This window comes from Ascidiimonas aurantiaca (genome assembly GCF_037646345.1).
Lineage (GTDB): Bacteria > Bacteroidota > Bacteroidia > Flavobacteriales > Flavobacteriaceae > Ascidiimonas > Ascidiimonas aurantiaca.
In genome coordinates this window covers 12,287-31,378 of record NZ_JBBEWR010000010.1, presented here as the reverse complement: position 1 = coordinate 31,378, position 19,092 = coordinate 12,287, and the positions used below count along the sequence as shown (strand labels likewise).

The 19,092-nt window shown below is 39.2% G+C and carries 16 protein-coding genes; 12 read left to right on the top strand and 4 right to left on the bottom strand.

What is annotated here, in order from left to right:
• Positions 1-160: 160 nt before the first annotated feature.
• Both nhaC and WAO84_RS11065 read right to left on the bottom strand, forming a co-directional pair.
• The gene (gene nhaC / locus WAO84_RS11070; protein ID WP_340065796.1) at positions 161-1,645 is read right to left on the bottom strand and encodes a Na+/H+ antiporter NhaC; all 1,485 of its coding nucleotides are present in this window, start codon (positions 1,643-1,645) and stop codon (positions 161-163) included.
• A gap of 94 nt (positions 1,646-1,739) precedes the next feature.
• Positions 1,740-2,942, bottom strand: a complete 1,203-nt coding sequence (locus tag WAO84_RS11065; protein WP_340065794.1) for an aminotransferase class I/II-fold pyridoxal phosphate-dependent enzyme — start codon at positions 2,940-2,942, stop codon at positions 1,740-1,742.
• Between the two features lie 158 nt (positions 2,943-3,100).
• Here WAO84_RS11065 and WAO84_RS11060 point away from each other — a divergent pair, with 158 nt between their 5' ends.
• Together WAO84_RS11060 and lpdA are read left to right on the top strand one after the other, a co-directional pair.
• Positions 3,101-3,568: an Lrp/AsnC family transcriptional regulator gene (locus tag WAO84_RS11060; RefSeq protein ID WP_340065792.1), complete on the top strand. Its 468-nt coding sequence runs from the start codon at positions 3,101-3,103 to the stop codon at positions 3,566-3,568.
• A 118-nt stretch (positions 3,569-3,686) separates the two neighbouring features.
• On the top strand, positions 3,687-5,093 hold the full coding sequence (gene lpdA, locus WAO84_RS11055) for a dihydrolipoyl dehydrogenase (RefSeq protein WP_340065789.1): 1,407 nt from the start codon (positions 3,687-3,689) through the stop codon (positions 5,091-5,093).
• Between the two features lie 52 nt (positions 5,094-5,145).
• Here the strand turns inward: lpdA and WAO84_RS11050 are convergent, their stop codons facing one another.
• Together WAO84_RS11050 and WAO84_RS11045 are read right to left on the bottom strand one after the other, a co-directional pair.
• Positions 5,146-6,882: an ABC transporter ATP-binding protein gene (locus WAO84_RS11050; protein WP_340065788.1), complete on the bottom strand. Its 1,737-nt coding sequence runs from the start codon at positions 6,880-6,882 to the stop codon at positions 5,146-5,148.
• An 83-nt stretch (positions 6,883-6,965) separates the two neighbouring features.
• On the bottom strand, positions 6,966-8,138 hold the full coding sequence (locus WAO84_RS11045) for a heparan-alpha-glucosaminide N-acetyltransferase domain-containing protein (RefSeq protein ID WP_340065787.1): 1,173 nt from the start codon (positions 8,136-8,138) through the stop codon (positions 6,966-6,968).
• 162 nt (positions 8,139-8,300) lie between these two features.
• Between WAO84_RS11045 and WAO84_RS11040 the strand changes: the two genes are divergently transcribed.
• The 10 genes from WAO84_RS11040 to WAO84_RS10995 all read left to right on the top strand — a co-directional run bounded on the left by WAO84_RS11040 (position 8,301) and on the right by WAO84_RS10995 (position 19,044).
• Positions 8,301-8,843 (top strand): NADPH-dependent FMN reductase, encoded by a 543-nt coding sequence (locus tag WAO84_RS11040; RefSeq protein ID WP_340065786.1) that lies wholly within the window; start codon positions 8,301-8,303, stop codon positions 8,841-8,843.
• 2 nt (positions 8,844-8,845) lie between these two features.
• On the top strand, positions 8,846-10,141 hold the full coding sequence (locus tag WAO84_RS11035; RefSeq protein WP_340065785.1) for an anthranilate synthase component I family protein: 1,296 nt from the start codon (positions 8,846-8,848) through the stop codon (positions 10,139-10,141).
• Between the two features lie 79 nt (positions 10,142-10,220).
• Positions 10,221-11,057, top strand: a complete 837-nt coding sequence (locus WAO84_RS11030) for an alpha/beta hydrolase (RefSeq protein ID WP_340065784.1) — start codon at positions 10,221-10,223, stop codon at positions 11,055-11,057.
• Positions 11,039-12,346 carry a tRNA lysidine(34) synthetase TilS gene (gene tilS, locus WAO84_RS11025; protein WP_340065783.1) on the top strand — a complete coding sequence of 436 codons (1,308 nt, stop codon included), beginning with the start codon at positions 11,039-11,041 and terminating at the stop codon, positions 12,344-12,346. The genes WAO84_RS11030 and tilS overlap by 19 nt, the downstream gene beginning before the upstream one ends.
• Entirely contained in the window at positions 12,343-14,325 is a 1,983-nt protein-coding gene (locus WAO84_RS11020; protein WP_340065780.1) for a protein-disulfide reductase DsbD family protein, read from the top strand. The genes tilS and WAO84_RS11020 overlap by 4 nt, the downstream gene beginning before the upstream one ends.
• Before the next feature lie 76 nt (positions 14,326-14,401).
• The gene (locus WAO84_RS11015) at positions 14,402-16,240 is read left to right on the top strand and encodes a CocE/NonD family hydrolase (RefSeq protein WP_340065778.1); all 1,839 of its coding nucleotides are present in this window, start codon (positions 14,402-14,404) and stop codon (positions 16,238-16,240) included.
• A gap of 313 nt (positions 16,241-16,553) precedes the next feature.
• On the top strand, positions 16,554-16,922 hold the full coding sequence (locus tag WAO84_RS11010; protein WP_340065776.1) for a hypothetical protein: 369 nt from the start codon (positions 16,554-16,556) through the stop codon (positions 16,920-16,922).
• Positions 16,923-16,945: 23 nt separating this feature from the next.
• Positions 16,946-17,578, top strand: coding sequence for a hypothetical protein (locus WAO84_RS11005; protein ID WP_340065774.1), 633 nt, complete (start codon positions 16,946-16,948; stop codon positions 17,576-17,578).
• Entirely contained in the window at positions 17,545-18,342 is a 798-nt protein-coding gene (locus WAO84_RS11000; protein WP_340065773.1) for a sensor histidine kinase, read from the top strand. Before WAO84_RS11005 ends, WAO84_RS11000 begins: the two co-directional genes overlap by 34 nt.
• Positions 18,343-18,345: 3 nt before the next feature.
• A complete protein-coding gene (locus tag WAO84_RS10995; RefSeq protein ID WP_340065772.1) occupies positions 18,346-19,044 on the top strand; it encodes a response regulator transcription factor in 699 nt (232 codons plus the stop codon).
• Positions 19,045-19,092 lie beyond the last annotated feature (48 nt).

The window sequence follows — 19,092 nt, the reverse complement described above, 5'->3', positions numbered from 1 at the left end:
ATTACGAGGTCTTACAGTACTTTCATAATCTATTTATATTTGAAAATTCTATGCATCGATAGGGGTTATAAATGAGTTCAGGAAAAATGTGTTTTTCCTGTGAATGCTCTAAAAAATAGTATAAAAGTTTAGAGGAATCGTAATGTATAGGGTGCTTTTTTTATAACTTTTTGGTGAGTTGTTTGATCTTGATATTGAAAGCAGCAAAAATAAGAGTCATAAAGGGACTCAACCAGTTAAAAATAGCAAACAGGAAATACTCACCTACCCCTACATTTAATACTCCTGACTGGTAGGCACCACAGGTGTTCCAGGGAACAAGTACAGAAGTTACCGTACCGGAATCTTCTAAAGTACGACTTAGGTTTTCAGGAGCCAATCCACGATCTTTATAGGCCTTTGAAAACATTTTACCAGGAATTACCAGTGCCAGATACTGATCTGAAGCCGTAATGTTAAGAGCGAGACAACTGGCAACTGTACTGGCGAAGAGTTTGAAAGTACTGGTTGCCATTTTAAGGAGGGCTTTACTTATTTTGGATAAAGCCCCAATGGCATCCATAACGCCTCCAAATACCATAGCGCATACAATAAGCCAGATGGTTCCAAGCATACCTGCCATTCCTTTTGCTTCAAAAAGTCCCTGAAGGGTTTCATTTTCAGTAGGGATCATGGTTTTTACTGTAATGGCATTCATAACACCTTTATAAGCGGCAACAAAGCTAAATTGATCCATACCACTTATAAGGACCAGAATATCCGGTTGAAAGATCACGGCAAAAAGAGCTGCAAGTAAAACTCCTGCAAAAAGAGCCGCTAATGGAGGTGTTTTTTTTACAATAAGTACAATTACTGCTATGGGTACTAAAAACAGCCAGGGAGAAATAGTAAAGCTGGCTTTCAGGTCCTGAAGTAAAGCTGAGGTATCGGCCATACCTGAGGTGTCCATTGAAAAACCAATTATAATAAAAACAATGAGTGCTATAAGAATGGTAGGAATGGTGGTTAATGCCATGTACCGGATATGCGAAAACAATTCGCCGCCGGCCATAGCAGGAGCGAGGTTGGTAGTATCACTTAAAGGAGACATTTTATCTCCAAAATAAGCACCGGACAGTACGGCTCCTGCCGTCATTCCGGGAGCAATATCCAGCGCCCCCCCTATACCAATAAGTGCTATTCCCACAGTGGCAGAGGTCGTCCAGCTACTTCCGGTGGCTATGGAAATAATCGCACAAATTATAACACTTGCAGCCAGAAAAACAGAAGGATTTAATATTTGAAGACCGTAGTAGATCATGGCGGGGATAATACCGCTTACCAACCACGTACCGGCCAGGGCGCCAACCATGAGTAAAATGAGAATGGCCCCTACGGTAGATTTGATATTGGAAGATACTTCTTCCAGCATCTGGTTATATGATACTTTATTAAAAAAGCCTACTATGGCGGCTACTGCGGCTCCCATAAGGAGAATAAACTGGTTACTACCGTCTAAAGCACTGTCGCCGTAAACAAATACATTGTAAGCCAGCATGGCAATAAGTGCAAAAACGGGAATAAGTGCTTCCCAGATAGTTAGTTCTTTATTATTTACAATAGATTGATTTTCAGTTTGGGAGGGTGGTGTTTGCTGACTTTCCATAAAATCGTTTCACTTTTACTGCTGTAATAATACGATTTTAACATCCGTTTTGCAAATCATTTAAACCTTCTCCTGTAAGGGTTTGCTAAAAGGTTCAGGATAAAATCTGGAGTTCCTGCATACATACTCTCATAAGTTGGTATGTACGTTCAATATCGTGATCCAGCCCTATTGAAAAGCGTATTAGTCCATCGCTTAATCCCATTTCTTTTTGCTCTTCTAAAGGTATTTCAGAAGAAGTGGACGTGCCCGGAGCGCTAAACAGGGTTTTATAAAAGCCCAGACTTACTGCAAGATATCCCAGATTTCGGTTTTGCATTAGCTCCATGAGTTCATTGGCTTTTTCCAGAGAACCTACATTTACCGATAACATGCCGCCATACCCGTAATCATGGTTCATTAAACGTTTTATGGTTTTGTGTCCGGGGTGAGATACCAGCCCGGGATAGGATACTTTGAGTCCGTCTTTTTCAAATTTTTGCGCCAGGAACATTGCATTTTCGCTATGCTTTTTTACACGTATATGCAATGTTCTCAGGTTTTTGAGTATAGAAGCTGCACGAAAGCTGTCCATAGTGCTTCCCAGTAGCATGCAGGCTCCGTCATTAACATCTTTAAGTGCTATAATAAGGTCTTTGGTACCGCATATCACACCGCCAACGCAATCGCTGCTACCATTAATGAACTTGGTAAGACTGTGTATCACTACGTCGGCTCCAAGAGTTGAAGGTGCAATGGAAAGAGGAGAGAACGTATTGTCAACGACCAAAGGAATATTGTATTTTTTGGCAATTTTAGATAATGCATGAATATCTGCTATTTCCAGCAATGGGTTGCTAACTGCTTCACAATACAGCATCTTAGTTTCGGGGGTTATTGCTGCTTCTACCAGTTCGGGTTGTGTAATATCTACAAAAGAAGTTTCAATATTGAGTTTTGGGAGAAAGTTTTTCATAAAAGCATAGGTGCCCCCATAAATAGTACGGCTTGAAACGATATGAGAACCGGCATCACAATACTGAAGAATAACTGCCGTAATGGCTCCCATACCCGAAGCGGTAACTGTAGCTGTTTCAGTACCCTCCAGAGCAGCGAGCGCCTCGCCTAAATATAAGTTGGAAGGTGAAGAGTGACGTGAATACAGATAACACCCTTCGGTATTTCCTTCAAACGTATCAAACATGGTTTTTGCAGAGAGAAACGTATAGGTTGATGAATCTGAAACAGAGGGGTTTACTCCTCCAAACTCTCCAAAGTACTGAAGATCCTGAATATTATTTGCGGGATGAAAGCTCATAAGGTACATTCTTTTAATTGTTGCAAAGTACCAGATACATAGTTTAAAAAACAATACTATTACAGTGTATTAGAAAAACAACCCTTTTTTTGTTACTATAGTAGTTTTTTTTTCTGTTATTTTTGTGATACGGTTCTTTTAAAGAAAATATAAGTGTTATGAAGTCGTACAAGCTGGATACTATGGATAGGCAAATACTTATGCTGCTGCAGGAAGATGCCAAGCGTACCAACAAAGAGATTTCCAATCGCCTGGGGCTATCAGTGACAGCTGTATATGAGCGTATTAAAAAACTGGAAAGAGAAGGAGTCATCAAAGGGTATGTAGCGTTACTTGATAAGCATAAAATACAGAAGTCTTTTATGGCTCTTTGCCACATAAAACTTGTTAAACATTCTAAAGAGTACGTTACCCGGTTTGAATCTGAAATATTTAAGTTCAGTGAGGTTTCAGAATGTTATCACGTGAGCGGGGATTATGATTACATTATAAAAGTATATGTTGAGAACATGAAAGCCTATCGCGAGTTTATCATCACGAAACTTACGGCACTCGACTATATTGGCAGTACTCATAGTAATTTTGTGATAGGAGAGTTAAAGAATTCCACGGCTATATCACTGTAATACCTCTCTTTATCTTAATGTATCGCTAATACTATTGTTTAACGCCTAATACATTTGTACTTTTGTAATGTATTAGTAAAGACTTCTTAAAGATCAAAACCATTCAGAAAATAATACTATGAACCAATACGATGTAGCCATTATAGGCTCTGGCCCTGGCGGGTATGTAGCTGCTATACGCTGTGCACAACTCGGGATGAAAACAGCCATTATTGAAAAATATGCTACTCTGGGCGGGACATGCCTAAATGTAGGGTGTATTCCATCCAAAGCCTTACTCGATTCTTCTCACCACTACGAAGATGCTGTCAAGCACTTTGAAGAGCATGGAATTGATATTCCCGGTGAAGTAAAGGTCAATCTTGAACAAATGATAAAGCGCAAACAGAGTGTGGTTGACCAAACCTGTAACGGGGTAAAGTTCTTAATGGATAAAAACAAAATAGATGTTTATGAAGGGATAGGTAGTTTTGAAGATAATACACATATCAAAATTACTAAAAACGATGGTTCTCAGGAAAAGATCGAGGCGAAGAATACCATCATTGCCACGGGTTCCAAGCCTTCCAATCTCCCATTCATAACACTGGATAAAGAACGGGTTATTACCTCAACAGAGGCATTAAAACTTACCGAAGTACCCGAACACCTTATTATTATAGGAGGAGGTGTCATTGGCCTTGAACTGGGGCAGGTTTACCTCAGGCTGGGAGCAAAGGTTTCTGTGGTAGAATTTATGGATCGTATTATTCCGGGTATGGATCACTCTCTTAGCAAAGAGCTTACCAAAGTGCTAAAAAAGCAGGGCATGAAGTTCTTTACTTCCCATAAAGTGAAGTCAGTAGATCGAAATAAAAATACAATAACAGTAAAAGCAGATAATGCCAAAGGAGAAGAGGTGAATTTTGAAGGCGATTATTGTCTGGTATCTGTAGGAAGAAGACCATATACAGACGGATTAAATGCTGAAGCGGCAGGAGTTACCATAAATGAACGTGGTCAGGTAGAAGTTAATGAGCACTTGCAAACCACAGCATCTAATATTTATGCTATTGGCGATGTGGTACGGGGGGCCATGCTGGCCCATAAAGCAGAAGAAGAAGGTGTAATGGTAGCTGAGATACTTGCGGGACAAAAACCACATATTGATTATAATCTTATTCCGGGAGTGGTATATACCTGGCCGGAAGTAGCTGCTGTTGGAAAAACAGAAGAAGAATTAAAAGAAGCGGGTGTTCAATATAAAACAGGTCAGTTCCCCATGAGGGCACTTGGAAGATCAAGAGCGAGTATGGATACAGACGGATTTGTAAAAATACTTGCCGATGCTGAAACTGATGAAGTTTTAGGGGTACATATGATAGGAGCAAGAGTGGCAGACCTTATTGCCGAAGGAGTTACCGCTATGGAATTCAGGGCATCTGCCGAAGATATTGCCCGAATGAGCCATGCGCATCCTACCTATGCCGAAGCAGTAAAAGAAGCGGCACTGGCTGCTACTGAAAACAGGGCACTACACATCTAGTTTTTTAAATACCTAAAGAATCAAGATCCCGGTTAAAAACCGGGATCCGTTTTTAAATACGGGCCTGATACGTATAGAGATCATGATAACGCCCTTGCAATGCCATTAGGGTTTCATGGGTTCCCCGCTCAGCTATCTTCCCTCTTTCTATTACCAGAATTTGATCTGCTTTTCGTATGGTGCTTAAACGGTGGGCAATTACCAGAGTAGTTCGTCCTTTCATTAATTGTGAAAGACTTTTTTGTATAAGGGTCTCACTTTCCGTATCAAGATTGGAAGTGGCTTCATCAAGAATAATAATTCGGGGGTTGGCCAGCAGGGCCCTTGCTATGGCAATTCGTTGCCGTTGTCCGCCAGACAGCTTCACCCCACGTTCTCCTATGAGCGTATCCAGGCCATTTTCAAAACGATTGGTAAACTCGTGCACGTAGGCCGCATTTACGGCTTGTTCAAGTTCTTCTTCTGTAGCCTGAGGCCGGGGAAAGAGTATATTTTCACGTATGGAGCCTTCAAAGAGAAACTCATCCTGCAACACTACCCCCAGGTGTTTGCGATAACTTTCCAGTTTCACATGGCTGAGGTCTTTTCCATCTACCAATACCCTTCCGGACAGAGGCTGTAAAAAAGAAGCGGCCAGACCGGCGATCGTAGATTTCCCTGAACCGGATGACCCTACTAAAGCAGTAATGCTGCCATTAGGAGCCTTAAAGCTTATATCGTGAAGAACCGGTTTACCGTCTTCATACGCAAAAGATACATTTTCAAAAATAAGATGACCTTGTAATGCCCCCAGGACATTATTTCTTTGTTCGGGATCTTCTTCCGGGTCCAGGTTCATTAATTCTTCGGTACGGTCCAGACCGGCCAGTGCCTCGGTCATCTGGCTTCCTATATTGCTCATTTGTACAATAGGAGCGATCATATATCCCAGAAGCAGCGTAAACTCCAGGAACTCGCCTATAGTCAGTTTATCATGAATAATATAATACCCGCCAATTCCCATAATACCAACAGAAGCCAGGCCCAATAAAAAGGTGGAAGAACTGGTTATAAAAGCGGTAGCGGTGAGACTTTTTTTTATGTTGAGAAAAAGCTTTTCCACACCTGCTTCAAAAGTAACCCCTTCCTGCTTCTCAGCATTAAACCCTTTTATAACCCTAACCCCATTGAGGCTTTCTGTAAGCCGGCCGGTTACTTCGGCATTGATGACTCCCCGGGTCCTGAAAATAGGACGTATATATTGAAAAGCTTTTAAAGCTACTATTGCAAAAATAATTACAGGAATAAGGACAAAGGCCGTCATGGAGGGACTGATCCTTAAAAGCAAAACGAGTGATATGATGGCGGTTATGGTACCCCCAACCAGTTGCACCAGGCCGGTACCAATAAGGTTTCGTATGCCTTCCACATCGGTCATAATGCGTGACACCAGTTCTCCTGCCTTGGTGTTGTCAAAAAAACTGATAGGAAGGGAGAGAACTTTTTTTTGTACCTGAGCTCTTAAAACAGCAATAAACCTTTGTGCTTCTACGCTCAGGATACGGGTAAGTAAAAATGAAGTGATAGCCTGTAGGGCAATCGCAGTCGCAACGGCGATCATAAGCCATTTCAGCATTTCAAAATCTTTATTTACAATAACCTCATCAATAAGGTATTTAGAAGATACCGGCAGTACCAGACTGGCTAGCCTGCTAATAACTATAAGAAAAAGTCCGAAAAGAACAATTTTACGTCTGGGCCAGATAATAGTGCGGAATGCTCTGCCTATACTTACTTTCTTTTTACTCATTTCAAAAATCAATCTTTCTTAATAACGAAAGTACGCATTAATAGTAATAACAATTGTAAACCGGTATTTTGTTTTAAAGGTATTTAGCGGTTTTGTATTCTCTCCTTTAAACGCAGGAACAGAACAGGAAGCCCTCTCATGGAGTTTACGGTAGAGATACCGGCTTGTTTTGACCAGGTAGATATCTGAGAAAGAATAAAGACTTTATTACGGCCGTATTGTAAGGATAAATAGGTAACTACTATCATAAACAATAAGGCGCCAATAACGGTAACCCAGGGGTTTACAGAATGGTGAAAGAATTTATAAAGCCCCAGGCCGGTAAAGCTGCCGTATAAAACAACAAAATGGATTACGTAAATATAGAGAGTGCTTTTGCCAATATCTAACGTAAGTTTGGAAGTTATCAGATTCCGAAGGATCATAAAAACGGCAAAAACAATAAGTACGTTACCTAACCGTATGAACAGGTAATTATTATTGAAAATATCTGCAAAAAGTTGTAACTGGGTAATTTTAAACAGATATAAGAAAAATAGAGAGGAAAAGAAGGTAAGCATAATCCCGGCAGCAGAACACCCTATAATGGCTTTGGTGTATAGATGCCTGGTGGTAAGGCTTCTTCTAAAGATCACTGCCATGAACCCGCCAATAGCAGCATAGCCAAACCAGGGAAAAATAGTAAAAACAGAGCCATTTACTTTGGTGAAGTAATTGGCGATCATATCGGGTAAAAAAGAAAATGTCAGGCTTTTATAGGCAGGCTCGAATAAAAAAATACCCAAAGCCGAAACAGCCAGCAGGGTGGGGAGCAGGTTAGGTCTTTTTTGACGGCTATACATATAGATACCGGTCAGGAAAATGATAGAAAGTCCAATACATTGAAGCACATCTATCATAAAAAAGCTGTCGTAAAGCACTCCGCTAAAAAGCCCAAAAAGATTTAATCGTAATAAATAGCCAATTCCTATTAGCATGAGCCCTCTTTTAAACCCCTTTCGTATTCTGGGATTTATGGAAAGCGAGATGTTTTTTTCCTCGCGTATTAATAAGTATGTAAAAATAAAGCCGGAAACCGTAAAAAATACAGGAGCCGTAATTCCGCGGAAAAACTTCCAGGTGGAGTACAACATATTACTATCATCACGAAAAACCGGATCCAGCAGGCCATCTACAAAATGACCCTGAAGCATCATGAGAATAGCCCAGGCTCTCATGACATCTATAAAATACAATCTTTCCTGATTTGGTTTCACAAGTTTATGTTGTTTTTATGGGTATATGTGGCTGATTTTTAAACTGCTGCAAAAGTAGATAAATTTGTGATATTTTACATAGTTGATCTTAAATACATACGGGTTATCTTTGAAAAAAGATTTTATTCACCTTAATTTAACAGAGAAAATCAGTAAAGATCTATGGATAACATTGTAGCGTTTGCGGGAAGCAACTCCTCCACTTCCATTAACTTCCGTTTGGTTAAGTACGCAAGTCAACAGATACATGAAGCAGAGATACAAATCCTTAACATGATAAACTATCCTTTCCCTTTGTACAGTCAGGATCTGGAAAAACAAAAAGGGTTTTCCAATTCACTGGTAGAATTGCATGGAGATTTTAAGAAAGCCAAAGCGTTTATCATATCGGTTAATGAGCATAATCACACCCCTTCGGCGTATTTTAAGAACCTTATCGACTGGTTGTCGCGGTTTGACCGATATTTTCTGGAAGGCAAGAAAATATTTCTTATGAGTACTTCTCCCGGAAAGGGCGGTGCTGAGAAATCCAGAGATATAGCTGCTCATTTACTAGAGAATGCAGGAGGAGAAGTAGTGAGCACTTTTTCATTACCTTCTTTTAATCATAATTTTTCATCAGAAGAGAGTCGTATTGTGAATGAAGAATACGAACAGCTTTTTAATGAGGCCCTTGCTTTATTTGTTTCAAAAATTTCATCCTGAATTTGCGTATTTCGAGACGATTCCCTGTTTTTGATACAGAAGGGTTAAAACACCGGTTATTGTACTGGGCCCGGAAACATGAGGAAGTATTGTGGCTGGATTCAAATGATTATACAGAGCAGTACAGCAGCTTTGATGCCGTATTGGCAGTAGATGCATTTACGGCTATAAAAACCGATAGTGAAAATGCATTTAATAAATTAAGTGAATATCAGCAAACCACAAAAGACTGGCTGTTCGGATACCTGTCATATGACCTTAAAAACGATACCGAACCCCTTTCTTCTGCCAATTATGACGGCCTTGATTTTCCAGACCTGTATTTCTTTCAGCCCAGGAAACTGTTTATACTTCGTGGTAAAGAACTGGAGTTACAGTATTTGCGAATGGTGGAAGATGAAATGGATTCAGATCTTGAGGAAATACAAAATATCCCGACAATAAAAGAGAGTGCCCGTAAAAACAACGGAGTTATAATAAAACGACGACTTCATAAAGATCAATACCTGCAAAAGGTTCGGGAGCTTCTAAAGCATATTTACAGAGGAGATATTTACGAAGCCAATTTTTGTCAGGAATTTTATTCCGAAGATACAACGATAGATGCTTTGGAAACCTTTTTACATCTTAATAGTATATCGACCCCGCCGTTTGCCACGTACCTAAAACTGGGACATTTGTATTTGCTCTCGGCATCACCGGAGCGGTATCTAAAAAAAGAAGGGAACAGGGTAGTTTCACAACCTATAAAAGGTACGGCAGCCCGCTCTGCAGACCCTACTGAAGATAAACTTCTTAAAGATACGCTTGCACAAGACCCTAAAGAACGATCAGAAAATATAATGATCACTGATCTGGTTCGCAATGACCTTTCCCGAACAGCCGGTAAAGGGAGCGTTAAGGTAGAAGAACTTTGTAAGGTATATACCTTTAAACAGGTACATCAAATGATATCTACCGTAACTTCTCGTGTAAACCAGTCTTTACCCTTATCAAAACTGTTAAAAACCACATTTCCTATGGGCAGCATGACCGGAGCCCCCAAAATATCGGCAATGAAGCTTATTGAAGAGTTAGAAGTAACCAAAAGAAGCCTGTATAGTGGTGCGGTGGGATATTTTACACCCGATAACAATTTTGATTTTAACGTAGTTATACGAAGTATTCTTTACAACCATGAAAAGCAATATGTATCTTTTTCGGTAGGGAGTGCTATTACCGCGCTTTCCCTTCCTGAAAAGGAATATGAAGAGTGTTTGGTAAAAGCCCGGGCTATGAAAGAAGTACTGGAATCATAGCTGTTACAACTTTGTTAAAGAAAAAACAATGTATTTTCAAGGAATATTTTTCATGGAAATTCTATAGTATCTTTGTGATATGCAACAGGAGGCTTTTACTTTTATTCTTGAAAATACCTGCTTTCATGGTATTCACTGGTTTGGGAATACACCTAAAAGAGTAGTGATCCTGGTTCACGGAATGGGAGAACATTCCGGCAGATATGCCTCTTATGTAGTTCCCAGGCTGTTAAGCGCAGACACATCTGTTATAGCATTTGACCATTTTGGGCATGGAAAAACCGAAGGAAAACGAGGACACTGCCCTCATTATGATGCTCTAATACAAAGTGTGGATACCGTTTTCCAAAAAGCGAGGGATGTCTATCCTGAGTTACCCGTATTTTTATATGGTCATAGTATGGGAGGTAATGTGGTAGCTAACTACCTTTTAAAAAGAACACCTCCGGTAAAAGGAGCCATACTATCCAGTCCGTTTTTCAGACTGGCCTTTCAACCGCCTTCCTGGAAAATTTCTATAGGAAAAATACTAAAAAATATATTACCGGGTATCACCATGCCATTAGATCTGGATACCAATGCGTTGTCCAGAGATCCCAAAGAAATAAATAAATATATAAACGATCCACTGGTTCATAACAGAGTGAGCCCTAATTTTTCGTTTCCGGTTATGGAGGCAGGAGAATGGGCATTACATAATGCTCATTTACTGGAAGTACCCGTACTGGCAATTCACGGTACCCAAGACCGGATCATAGATCACAAAGCCACTAAAGCATTCGCATCGGCATCGCCAAAGGTTACAATGGCACTTTTCGAAAACGGATTTCATGAACTGCATAATGATTTGGAGAAAGAAAACGTTCTTGATACTGTACTAAACTGGATACTTACCCAATGCAACAACATTTCATAGATCATATAGAACAGCACTTTCCGGAGATCATCACTTCAAAACTACTGTTAGCGGTAAGCGGAGGGTTAGATAGTGTGGTACTTGCACATTTGTGTAAACAGGCAGATCTCAGTTTTTCCATAGCGCATTGTAACTTTCGATTAAGAGGATCGGAAAGCAATGATGACGAAGCTTTTGTTCGCAGGTTGGGAGAGATCCTACAGGTACCGTTGCATGTAAAACGTTTTGATACCAAAGCAGCAGTACATGCGTCAATGTCAGTTCAGATGGCTGCTCGCGAACTTCGCTACCATTGGTTTCAAGAGCTGTTGACAGAACAGGGCTATGACTTACTCCTTACCGCGCACCATCTCGATGATAACCTGGAAACGTTTCTTATTAATCTTTCACGCGGTACCGGGCTTGAGGGCCTGGCAGGCATACCCGCCCGAAATGAGAGCATACGGCGTCCTTTGTTGCCGTTTTCCAAAAAAGAGATAGAGGCGTATGCCCAAAAGCATAAATTAGCATGGAGGGAAGATGGCAGTAATAAAGAAACCAAATATTTAAGGAACCAAATCCGGCATGAAGTAGTTCCCAGACTTAAAGAGCTGGCACCCTCATTTCTGGAAAACTTCAAAACAACGCAAAGCTATTTAAGAGGGAGTGCCGATATACTTAAATTATACATCAGTGAGTTCAGATCAGTACTTTTTCATAAAGAAGAAGGTATGATCAAAGTACCGGTGGCATCTCTCAGAAAATTAAAACCCAGAGAAGCATTTTTATATGAACTTTTTAAAGACTTTGGCTTTACACAGTGGAAAGACGTCTTCCATCTTCTTGATGCGCAAAGCGGTAAACAAGTGTTCTCTGCTACACACCGTATGGTTAAAGACCGTGATTTTGTATTGATAGAAGCCCTGGAGATCCATGAGTATAAACAAGAGTATTTAATACAGGAAAATGATAAGGTCATTTCAGCACCTATCAATATAACTTTAAAGCCGGTAAAAGAACTTCAGAACGAAAGCAGGGATATTATTTATGTTGATAAAGAAAAGTTAAATTTTCCGCTTGTAGTAAGGAAATGGCAAATAGCTGACTATTTTTACCCTTTCGGGATGTCTGGAAAAAAGAAACTTAGCAAGTTTTTTAAAGACGAAAAATTAAGCCTTCCTGCAAAGGAAAAACAATGGTTATTATGTTCAGGAGAAGACATTGTGTGGGTAATTGGCAGAAGAGCAGATAACCGATTTCGGATTACTGAAGAAACCAGGGAAATACTCAAAATACAATTGCAAAAATGAAAAAAATCATAGGGTTCCTTTTTACGTTTTTTAGCATAGTTGCATGGTCTCAGCAAGATCCGGTATCCTGGAGTACCTCAGTTAAGAAAATATCTGAAAAAGAATATGATGTCATTATTACCGCATCAATAAAAGAAGGATGGCACTTGTACTCCATACAAGAGCCGCCAGATATGGGCCCCATTCCCACTCAGTTTACTTTTGATACCAGTGATGGCAAATTAGAGCTGATAGGAGGGGTGGTAGAAAGTACACCCATTACCAAATATGACAATGTTTTTGAAATTGAACTTTCTTTTTTTGATATACAGGCCACCTTTACCCAACGCATAAAACTGCTGGACCCTTCAGTAAATGTGATAAAGGCATTTGTTGAATATCAGGCCTGTGATGATGAGCTATGTATTTTTAATGATTACGATTTTGCCTTTAATTTAGAAGGGGATGCAGTTGCGATTTCTGACAAAACCGTAGATGAAAAAAGCGAGCAATTGGCAGCGGGTCTCAAGCTCCCCCTTCAAAATACAGAGTTATTATCGAGCACCCAGGTAAACACCACTAACAGCGGTGGGATGCTCGGGATCTTTGCCCTTGGGTTTTTAGGAGGGCTCCTGGCTTTATTAACGCCCTGTGTTTTTCCCATGATACCTCTTACCGTATCATTCTTTACCAAACAAAATGCCAACCGTACCAAAGGAATACGCAACGCTGCTTTATATGGTTCTTTTATTGTATTAATCTATTTTCTCTTAAGTCTTCCGTTTCATTTTCTGGATAGTATTCAACCCGAAATACTGAATAATATTTCCACCAATGTGTGGATGAACATTTTTTTCTTTGTCATTTTTGTGTTTTTTGCCTTTTCCTTTTTTGGGTATTACGAGCTTACCTTGCCAACGTCATGGGGAAATAAAATGGATTCGGCTTCCAATGTGGGAGGTTTTTTAGGTATCTTTTTTATGGCAATAACACTGGCTATTGTTTCGTTCTCATGCACAGGGCCCATTTTAGGAGGGTTGTTAGGGAGCACGGCACTCTCTCAGGGTGATGTTGCTGCCAACCTTTCAATGGGTATGACCGGTTTTGGTTTAGCACTGGCACTTCCGTTCGCCCTGTTTGCATTGTTCCCAAACTGGCTCAATAACCTTCCAAAATCAGGAGGATGGCTTAATACAGTAAAAGTAGTATTAGGTTTTCTGGAACTGGCCCTTGCGTTTAAATTTCTCTCCAATGCCGATCTGGTTTCGCACTGGGGATTGCTGAAACATGAGGTGTTTATAGGCCTCTGGGTAGTCATATTCATCTTTATGGCCCTGTATCTGTTTGGTAAGATCCGGTTCCCGCACGACGGTCCTAAAAGTAAACTCAGCAAAGGACGAGTGATCATGGCCCTGGTAACCGTGGTCTTTGTAGTGTATCTGGTTGCCGGCCTTACCAAAGTAAGCTCTCTACGTTTACTCAGTGGTTTTCCTCCTCCAGAATTTTATAGTGTTTTTGAACAGGAAAGTGACTGCCCTTTAGGATTGGATTGTTACAAAGATTTTGAAAAAGGCCTCGAAGCAGCTCGTGTTCAAAATAAACCCATAATATTAGATTTCACAGGCTGGGCCTGTGTAAACTGTAGAAAAATGGAAGAGAACGTATGGAGCGACCCTAAGGTCTATAACCTTCTCAAAGAAAAGTTTGTGCTTATTTCATTGTATGTAGATGACCGGAAACCACTTGAAGAAGAAAAACAATTTAATTTTAAATTGCCCAACGGCAGAATAAAAACCATAGAGACTATTGGTGATAAATGGGCTACTTTTCAGGCGTTGAACTTTCAAACCGCTTCACAGCCGTATTATGTCTTATTAAGTCCGGAGCTTCGACTTCTAAATACTCCTGAACAATATACCGATAAACAAACATATGTTAAATGGTTGGAAACAGGACTCGATAATTTTCAAATGGCTCGCGCATCAGTTTTCTTAAAATAGTGTTAAGTAATTTTTAAAACTAACGGCCTATCCACAGGTAAACACTATATTTAGAGCACTAATTCAAATTTTAATTATGAGAAAGATCTTTACACTCTTTTCTTTTTTTTGTGTGGTTTTCGTATATGCTCAGGCAGATTATAATGTTCAAGACCATTATACTAAAAAAGAAGTTTCTATTACCATGAGAGATGGTATTAGGCTACACACCACTATTTACAGTCCTAAAGATACCTCACGAGAATACCCTATACTTTTACAGCGTACTCCTTACAGCAGCCGCCCCTATGGCCCGGATGCTTTTCGTTCCCAAATAGGTCCTAACAGTACACTTATGAAAGAAGGAAATATCATAGTCTATCAGGATGTTAGAGGGCGCTGGAACAGTGAAGGGGTTTATGATAATATGCGGGCATATATACCGCGTAAAAAGCGTAAAGAGGTAGATGAAGCTTCAGATACCTATGATACTATTGACTGGCTCGTAAAAAATGTATCTAATAACAATGGAAATGTAGGTGTATGGGGTATTTCATATCCCGGTTTTTATGCTACCTATTCATTGTTAGATGCGCACCCTGCACTCAAAGCAGTGTCGCCTCAGGCCTGTATAGGCGATTTTTTCTTTGACGATTTCCACCACAACGGTGCCTATTTGTTAAGTTATTGGCGTGCTACCGCCGTTTTTGGTTATGAGAAAAACGAGCCGGTAACACAATCCTGGTATGAATTTCCGGAATTAGGCACGAAAGATCAATATCAGTTTTTTCTGGATGCCGGGCCTTTGAGTAATCTTGATCAATATTATAAAGAAGACAATGTTTTCTGGCAACAACTTAAAAATCACCCTAATTATGATGAATTCTGGAAATCCAGAGGTATTATTCAGCACCTGGAAAACATCAAGCCCGCAGTAATGGTAGTTGGGGGATGGTTTGATGCAGAAGATCTTTACGGGCCACTTGAAACGTATAAGAGTATTGAGAACAGAAGTAAAAACTACAATACTCTGGTTATGGGGCCGTGGAGTCATGGCGATTGGGCCAGAACCAAAAAGAGGCAAGCTATTGGTAATGTATATTTTGGAGATGATATATCAAAGTTTTATCAGGAAGATATAGAGACCCGTTTTTTTAATCATTTCCTGAAAGGTAATGCCAGTGAGGATACGGGCCTGCCGGAAGCCTATGTTTTTGATACCGGAAAAAATGAGTGGAAACAATTTGCACAATGGCCTCCGGAAAACACCAAAAAACAAACCTATTCTCTTCAACAAGGGCAGCGCTTGGGTCAGGTAGCTACTCGTGAACTGTCATTTCAGGAGTTTGTGAGCGATCCGGCGAAACCGGTACCTTATTCAGAAGATGTAAAAATGGTATTCACACCCCGTAAGTACATGACAGATGATCAACGTTTTGCAGCGCGGAGACCCGATGTATTAGTGTTTGAAACGCCTGTACTGGAAGAAGACATAACTATGGCCGGGGAAATAATGACCAAACTGCAGGTAGCCACAACCGGAACAGATGCAGACTGGATCGTAAAAGTGATCGATGTGTTCCCTCCTGATGCTCCCGATTATGAAGAAACCCAAAAGTATCTTAAAATGAGCAATTACCATATGATGGTAAGAAGTGAAGTGATGAGAGGACGTTTCAGGAATAGTTTTGAAAAGCCGGAGCCTTTTGTACCGGGAAAAATAACGCCTGTAAATATTAAGTTACAAGATGTTTTCCACACTTTTAAAAAAGGTCACAAAATACAAATACAGATACAGAGTACCTGGTTTCCTTTAATTGACAGAAATCCGCAAACCTTTGTAGAAAACATATTTAAAGCCAAAGAAGAAGATTTTAAAAAACAAACCCACAGGGTGTATAATACTTCTCTTATTGAGTTTACTGTTATGGAATAACAAAAAACATATTTTCGGGAAGATTCGTATAAATTGATTAAAAAAGCCGTTTTTCAATTTTGAAAAACGGCTTTTTTATATAAATAATAATATTTCATATAATTTTTTTTTGTGCTACTTATAAATAATCAATTGTACTAAGTACCCGTACTTAAAAATCGTTTTATAAGAAAGTATCTTTACGTTTTTACAGTTTTATATCTCTGTTTTTTTATATTAAATTTGAAGAAGTTTAGAAATCATTTCTAAGAGTACACACTTTTGTTTTCACATTTTACACAATAATCATCATAAAATTTTAAAGCTAATAAGTATGAAAAAACGACCAAAAACAATTCCCTTAAAAACAGCCATTAAATGGACCAAATGTTGGAGAAAAGTACAGGGTACATTCAATAAACATCATAAAATAAGAGCCTTTTTAATTCCTATGGGTGATCTGAAGGCTATTATGGAAGAACCGGGTGTAGCTAATGTAAGAGCCTATCTTGCCGTAGATGATGACGATCCTAAAAAACCCGTAGAAAAACTTTTACTGGTGGGAGTAAGGAAAGATGGCACCGATATTATCTATCAAAAACCCCTACATGGTGATGGTAATGGCGATGTTATAGATGATGGTATTTTTGATTTTACCGAGCCTTGTCCGCCGGAATGCGATAAGACCAGTCCTCTTAACTAAAAAGATCCTGAATTACATTATTAATGTCAGTAAATCAATGGATATCTTCAGCAGCCAATATACTGTTGTTAATTAATATCATACTGTATTTTAAAAGCTTTTCCGCAAGAGGGAAAGCTTTTAAAATATACAGTTTTTATTTACTGGTTATTTTTTGTATCCAAATAACCGCTATTTATCTGGCACGTTCCGGGGCAAATAACCTGTTCCTTTCACACGTGTATTTTGTATCGCAATTTGTGTTGTTGAGCTTTTTCTTTAGAGAGTTGTTTGTCTCTCATTTGTTTAAACAGATCATTGCATGGTTCTGTATCCTTGCTTTGTGTTTACTAATCTTACAATATATATTTACAGAAGATATACTGAACCGGTTTAATGCACCGGGTATGCTTTCTACCTCTATTGTACTTATTGCCTATTCCGTAGCTTATTTTTATAAATTACTGGATGGCAGAAAAAAGTTTTTACTGGTGAATGCAGGTATTTTATTGTATTTGGTGAGTAGTACCTTAATTTTTGTTACTGCCAACCTTACAAATTTGCTGGACAGATCTCAGAACAAACTCATATGGATACTTAACAGTGTTTTGTATCTGATATATCAGTTATTAATATTTATCGAATGGCGCAGGAATTTTTCAATGAAGAAAGACTGATTACCACAACTATTTTACTGGTGGTGGTGTTGTTGCTTTTTATGTCGGCCCTTGTCATCGTTTTTTTTTATTTCTCAAGAAAAAAGATCATTCTCAAAGAACTGGAAAAACGCGATATGGAAATAAGCCATCAAAAGGCTTTATTACACGCTACCATACTCACACAGGAAAAAGAAAGGAAGCGTATTGCCAGGGACCTTCACGATGATATTAGTGCCAAATTGAATGTGGTCTCGCTAAATTCTCACTTATTGTATGATACTGATAAACTCACCAAAGAAGAACAAAAAGAAATAGCAGAAGGAATTATAGAAATGACAGGAAAAGCGCTGGAGTGCTCCAGAAGAATTGCGCACGATCTACTGCCACCCGTTTTGGAAAAGTTTGGACTGGAAGCTGCTATTCAGGAATTGTGTGTTGAGGTGGCATCGTTAAAAAATATGAGAGTTCAAAAGAAAATAAAATGTAGTTTTGAAAAGCTTGATAAACGCGAACAGCTACATGTTTTCAGAATTCTGCAGGAATTGATAAACAACTCGTTAAAGCATGGAAATGCTACCCAGATAAAGATTTTCGCAACCACAGAAGCTGGGAAATTATGCTTTGAATATGCAGATAACGGGGTAGGGTTTACCATTGAAAATGAAGGCCTCAAAAAGGGGTTAGGTCTTAAAAATATGGAAAGTCGTGCAGAATTGTTAAAAGGAACCATTAAATTTGATAGCAGTTTAGGAAAAGGAATGAAGGCATGGATCTATGTATAAATTATGAATGAACCTGAAGTTAAAATAGCATTGGCAGATGATGAAATACTTTTTCGTAAAGGAATTTCATTTCTTTTGCAAAGAGAACCCAATTTCCAAATAGTTTTTGAAGCGGGTGATGGAGAAGAACTCATACAACACCTGGAACAAGCATCAATGAAACCCGATGTTATTTTGATGGACCTGAAAATGCCGGCACTTAACGGCGTTGAGGCCACAAAGATCATTAGAAAAGAATTTCCGGAGATCAATATAATTGCGCTTACCAGTTACAATACCAAAACCTTTATCGCCAATATGATAAAAGTAGGGGCCTCTTCCTATCTTATAAAAAATGCGACCCCTAAAGAAGTGGTACATACCATTAATGAGGTTGTGAAAAAAGGATTTCACTACGACGAGCATGTAATGCGTATCATTCATGAAGACCTGTTAAACGAAGAAAGATCGTTTAAAGGTGATATGGAAAAAAATTCGCTTACCAAGCGCGAAAAGGAAGTACTATCACTTATCTGTAAACAATATACCACCGGCGAAATTGCTGAAAAACTCTTTATTAGTCCCAGAACGGTAGAGGGACATCGAAACAATTTACTTCTTAAAACAGAGTCTAAAAATACGGCGGGCCTTGTGATTTACGGGATACAGAACAAGCTCATAAGCATTAATGCAGATGAGCAAGACTTTTTCCCCGGTATCTAATATATTTTAAGATTTAGAAAACACGTATTTCTACCCTAGTATATTAAA

What these genes read in the sequence shown, in the direction of transcription:
- nhaC (WP_340065796.1), bottom strand. Translation starts at nt 1,645, where the DNA reads ATGGAAAGTCAGCAAACACCACCCTCCCAAACTGAAAATCAATCTATT.
- WAO84_RS11065 (WP_340065794.1), bottom strand. Translation starts at nt 2,942, where the DNA reads ATGAGCTTTCATCCCGCAAATAATATTCAGGATCTTCAGTACTTTGGA.
- WAO84_RS11060 (WP_340065792.1), top strand. Translation starts at nt 3,101, where the DNA reads ATGAAGTCGTACAAGCTGGATACTATGGATAGGCAAATACTTATGCTG.
- lpdA (WP_340065789.1), top strand. Translation starts at nt 3,687, where the DNA reads ATGAACCAATACGATGTAGCCATTATAGGCTCTGGCCCTGGCGGGTAT.
- WAO84_RS11050 (WP_340065788.1), bottom strand. Translation starts at nt 6,882, where the DNA reads ATGAGTAAAAAGAAAGTAAGTATAGGCAGAGCATTCCGCACTATTATC.
- WAO84_RS11040 (WP_340065786.1), top strand. Translation starts at nt 8,301, where the DNA reads ATGGATAACATTGTAGCGTTTGCGGGAAGCAACTCCTCCACTTCCATT.
- WAO84_RS11030 (WP_340065784.1), top strand. Translation starts at nt 10,221, where the DNA reads ATGCAACAGGAGGCTTTTACTTTTATTCTTGAAAATACCTGCTTTCAT.
- tilS (WP_340065783.1), top strand. Translation starts at nt 11,039, where the DNA reads ATGCAACAACATTTCATAGATCATATAGAACAGCACTTTCCGGAGATC.
- WAO84_RS11020 (WP_340065780.1), top strand. Translation starts at nt 12,343, where the DNA reads ATGAAAAAAATCATAGGGTTCCTTTTTACGTTTTTTAGCATAGTTGCA.
- WAO84_RS11015 (WP_340065778.1), top strand. Translation starts at nt 14,402, where the DNA reads ATGAGAAAGATCTTTACACTCTTTTCTTTTTTTTGTGTGGTTTTCGTA.
- WAO84_RS11010 (WP_340065776.1), top strand. Translation starts at nt 16,554, where the DNA reads ATGAAAAAACGACCAAAAACAATTCCCTTAAAAACAGCCATTAAATGG.
- WAO84_RS11005 (WP_340065774.1), top strand. Translation starts at nt 16,946, where the DNA reads ATGTCAGTAAATCAATGGATATCTTCAGCAGCCAATATACTGTTGTTA.
- WAO84_RS11000 (WP_340065773.1), top strand. Translation starts at nt 17,545, where the DNA reads ATGGCGCAGGAATTTTTCAATGAAGAAAGACTGATTACCACAACTATT.
- WAO84_RS10995 (WP_340065772.1), top strand. Translation starts at nt 18,346, where the DNA reads ATGAATGAACCTGAAGTTAAAATAGCATTGGCAGATGATGAAATACTT.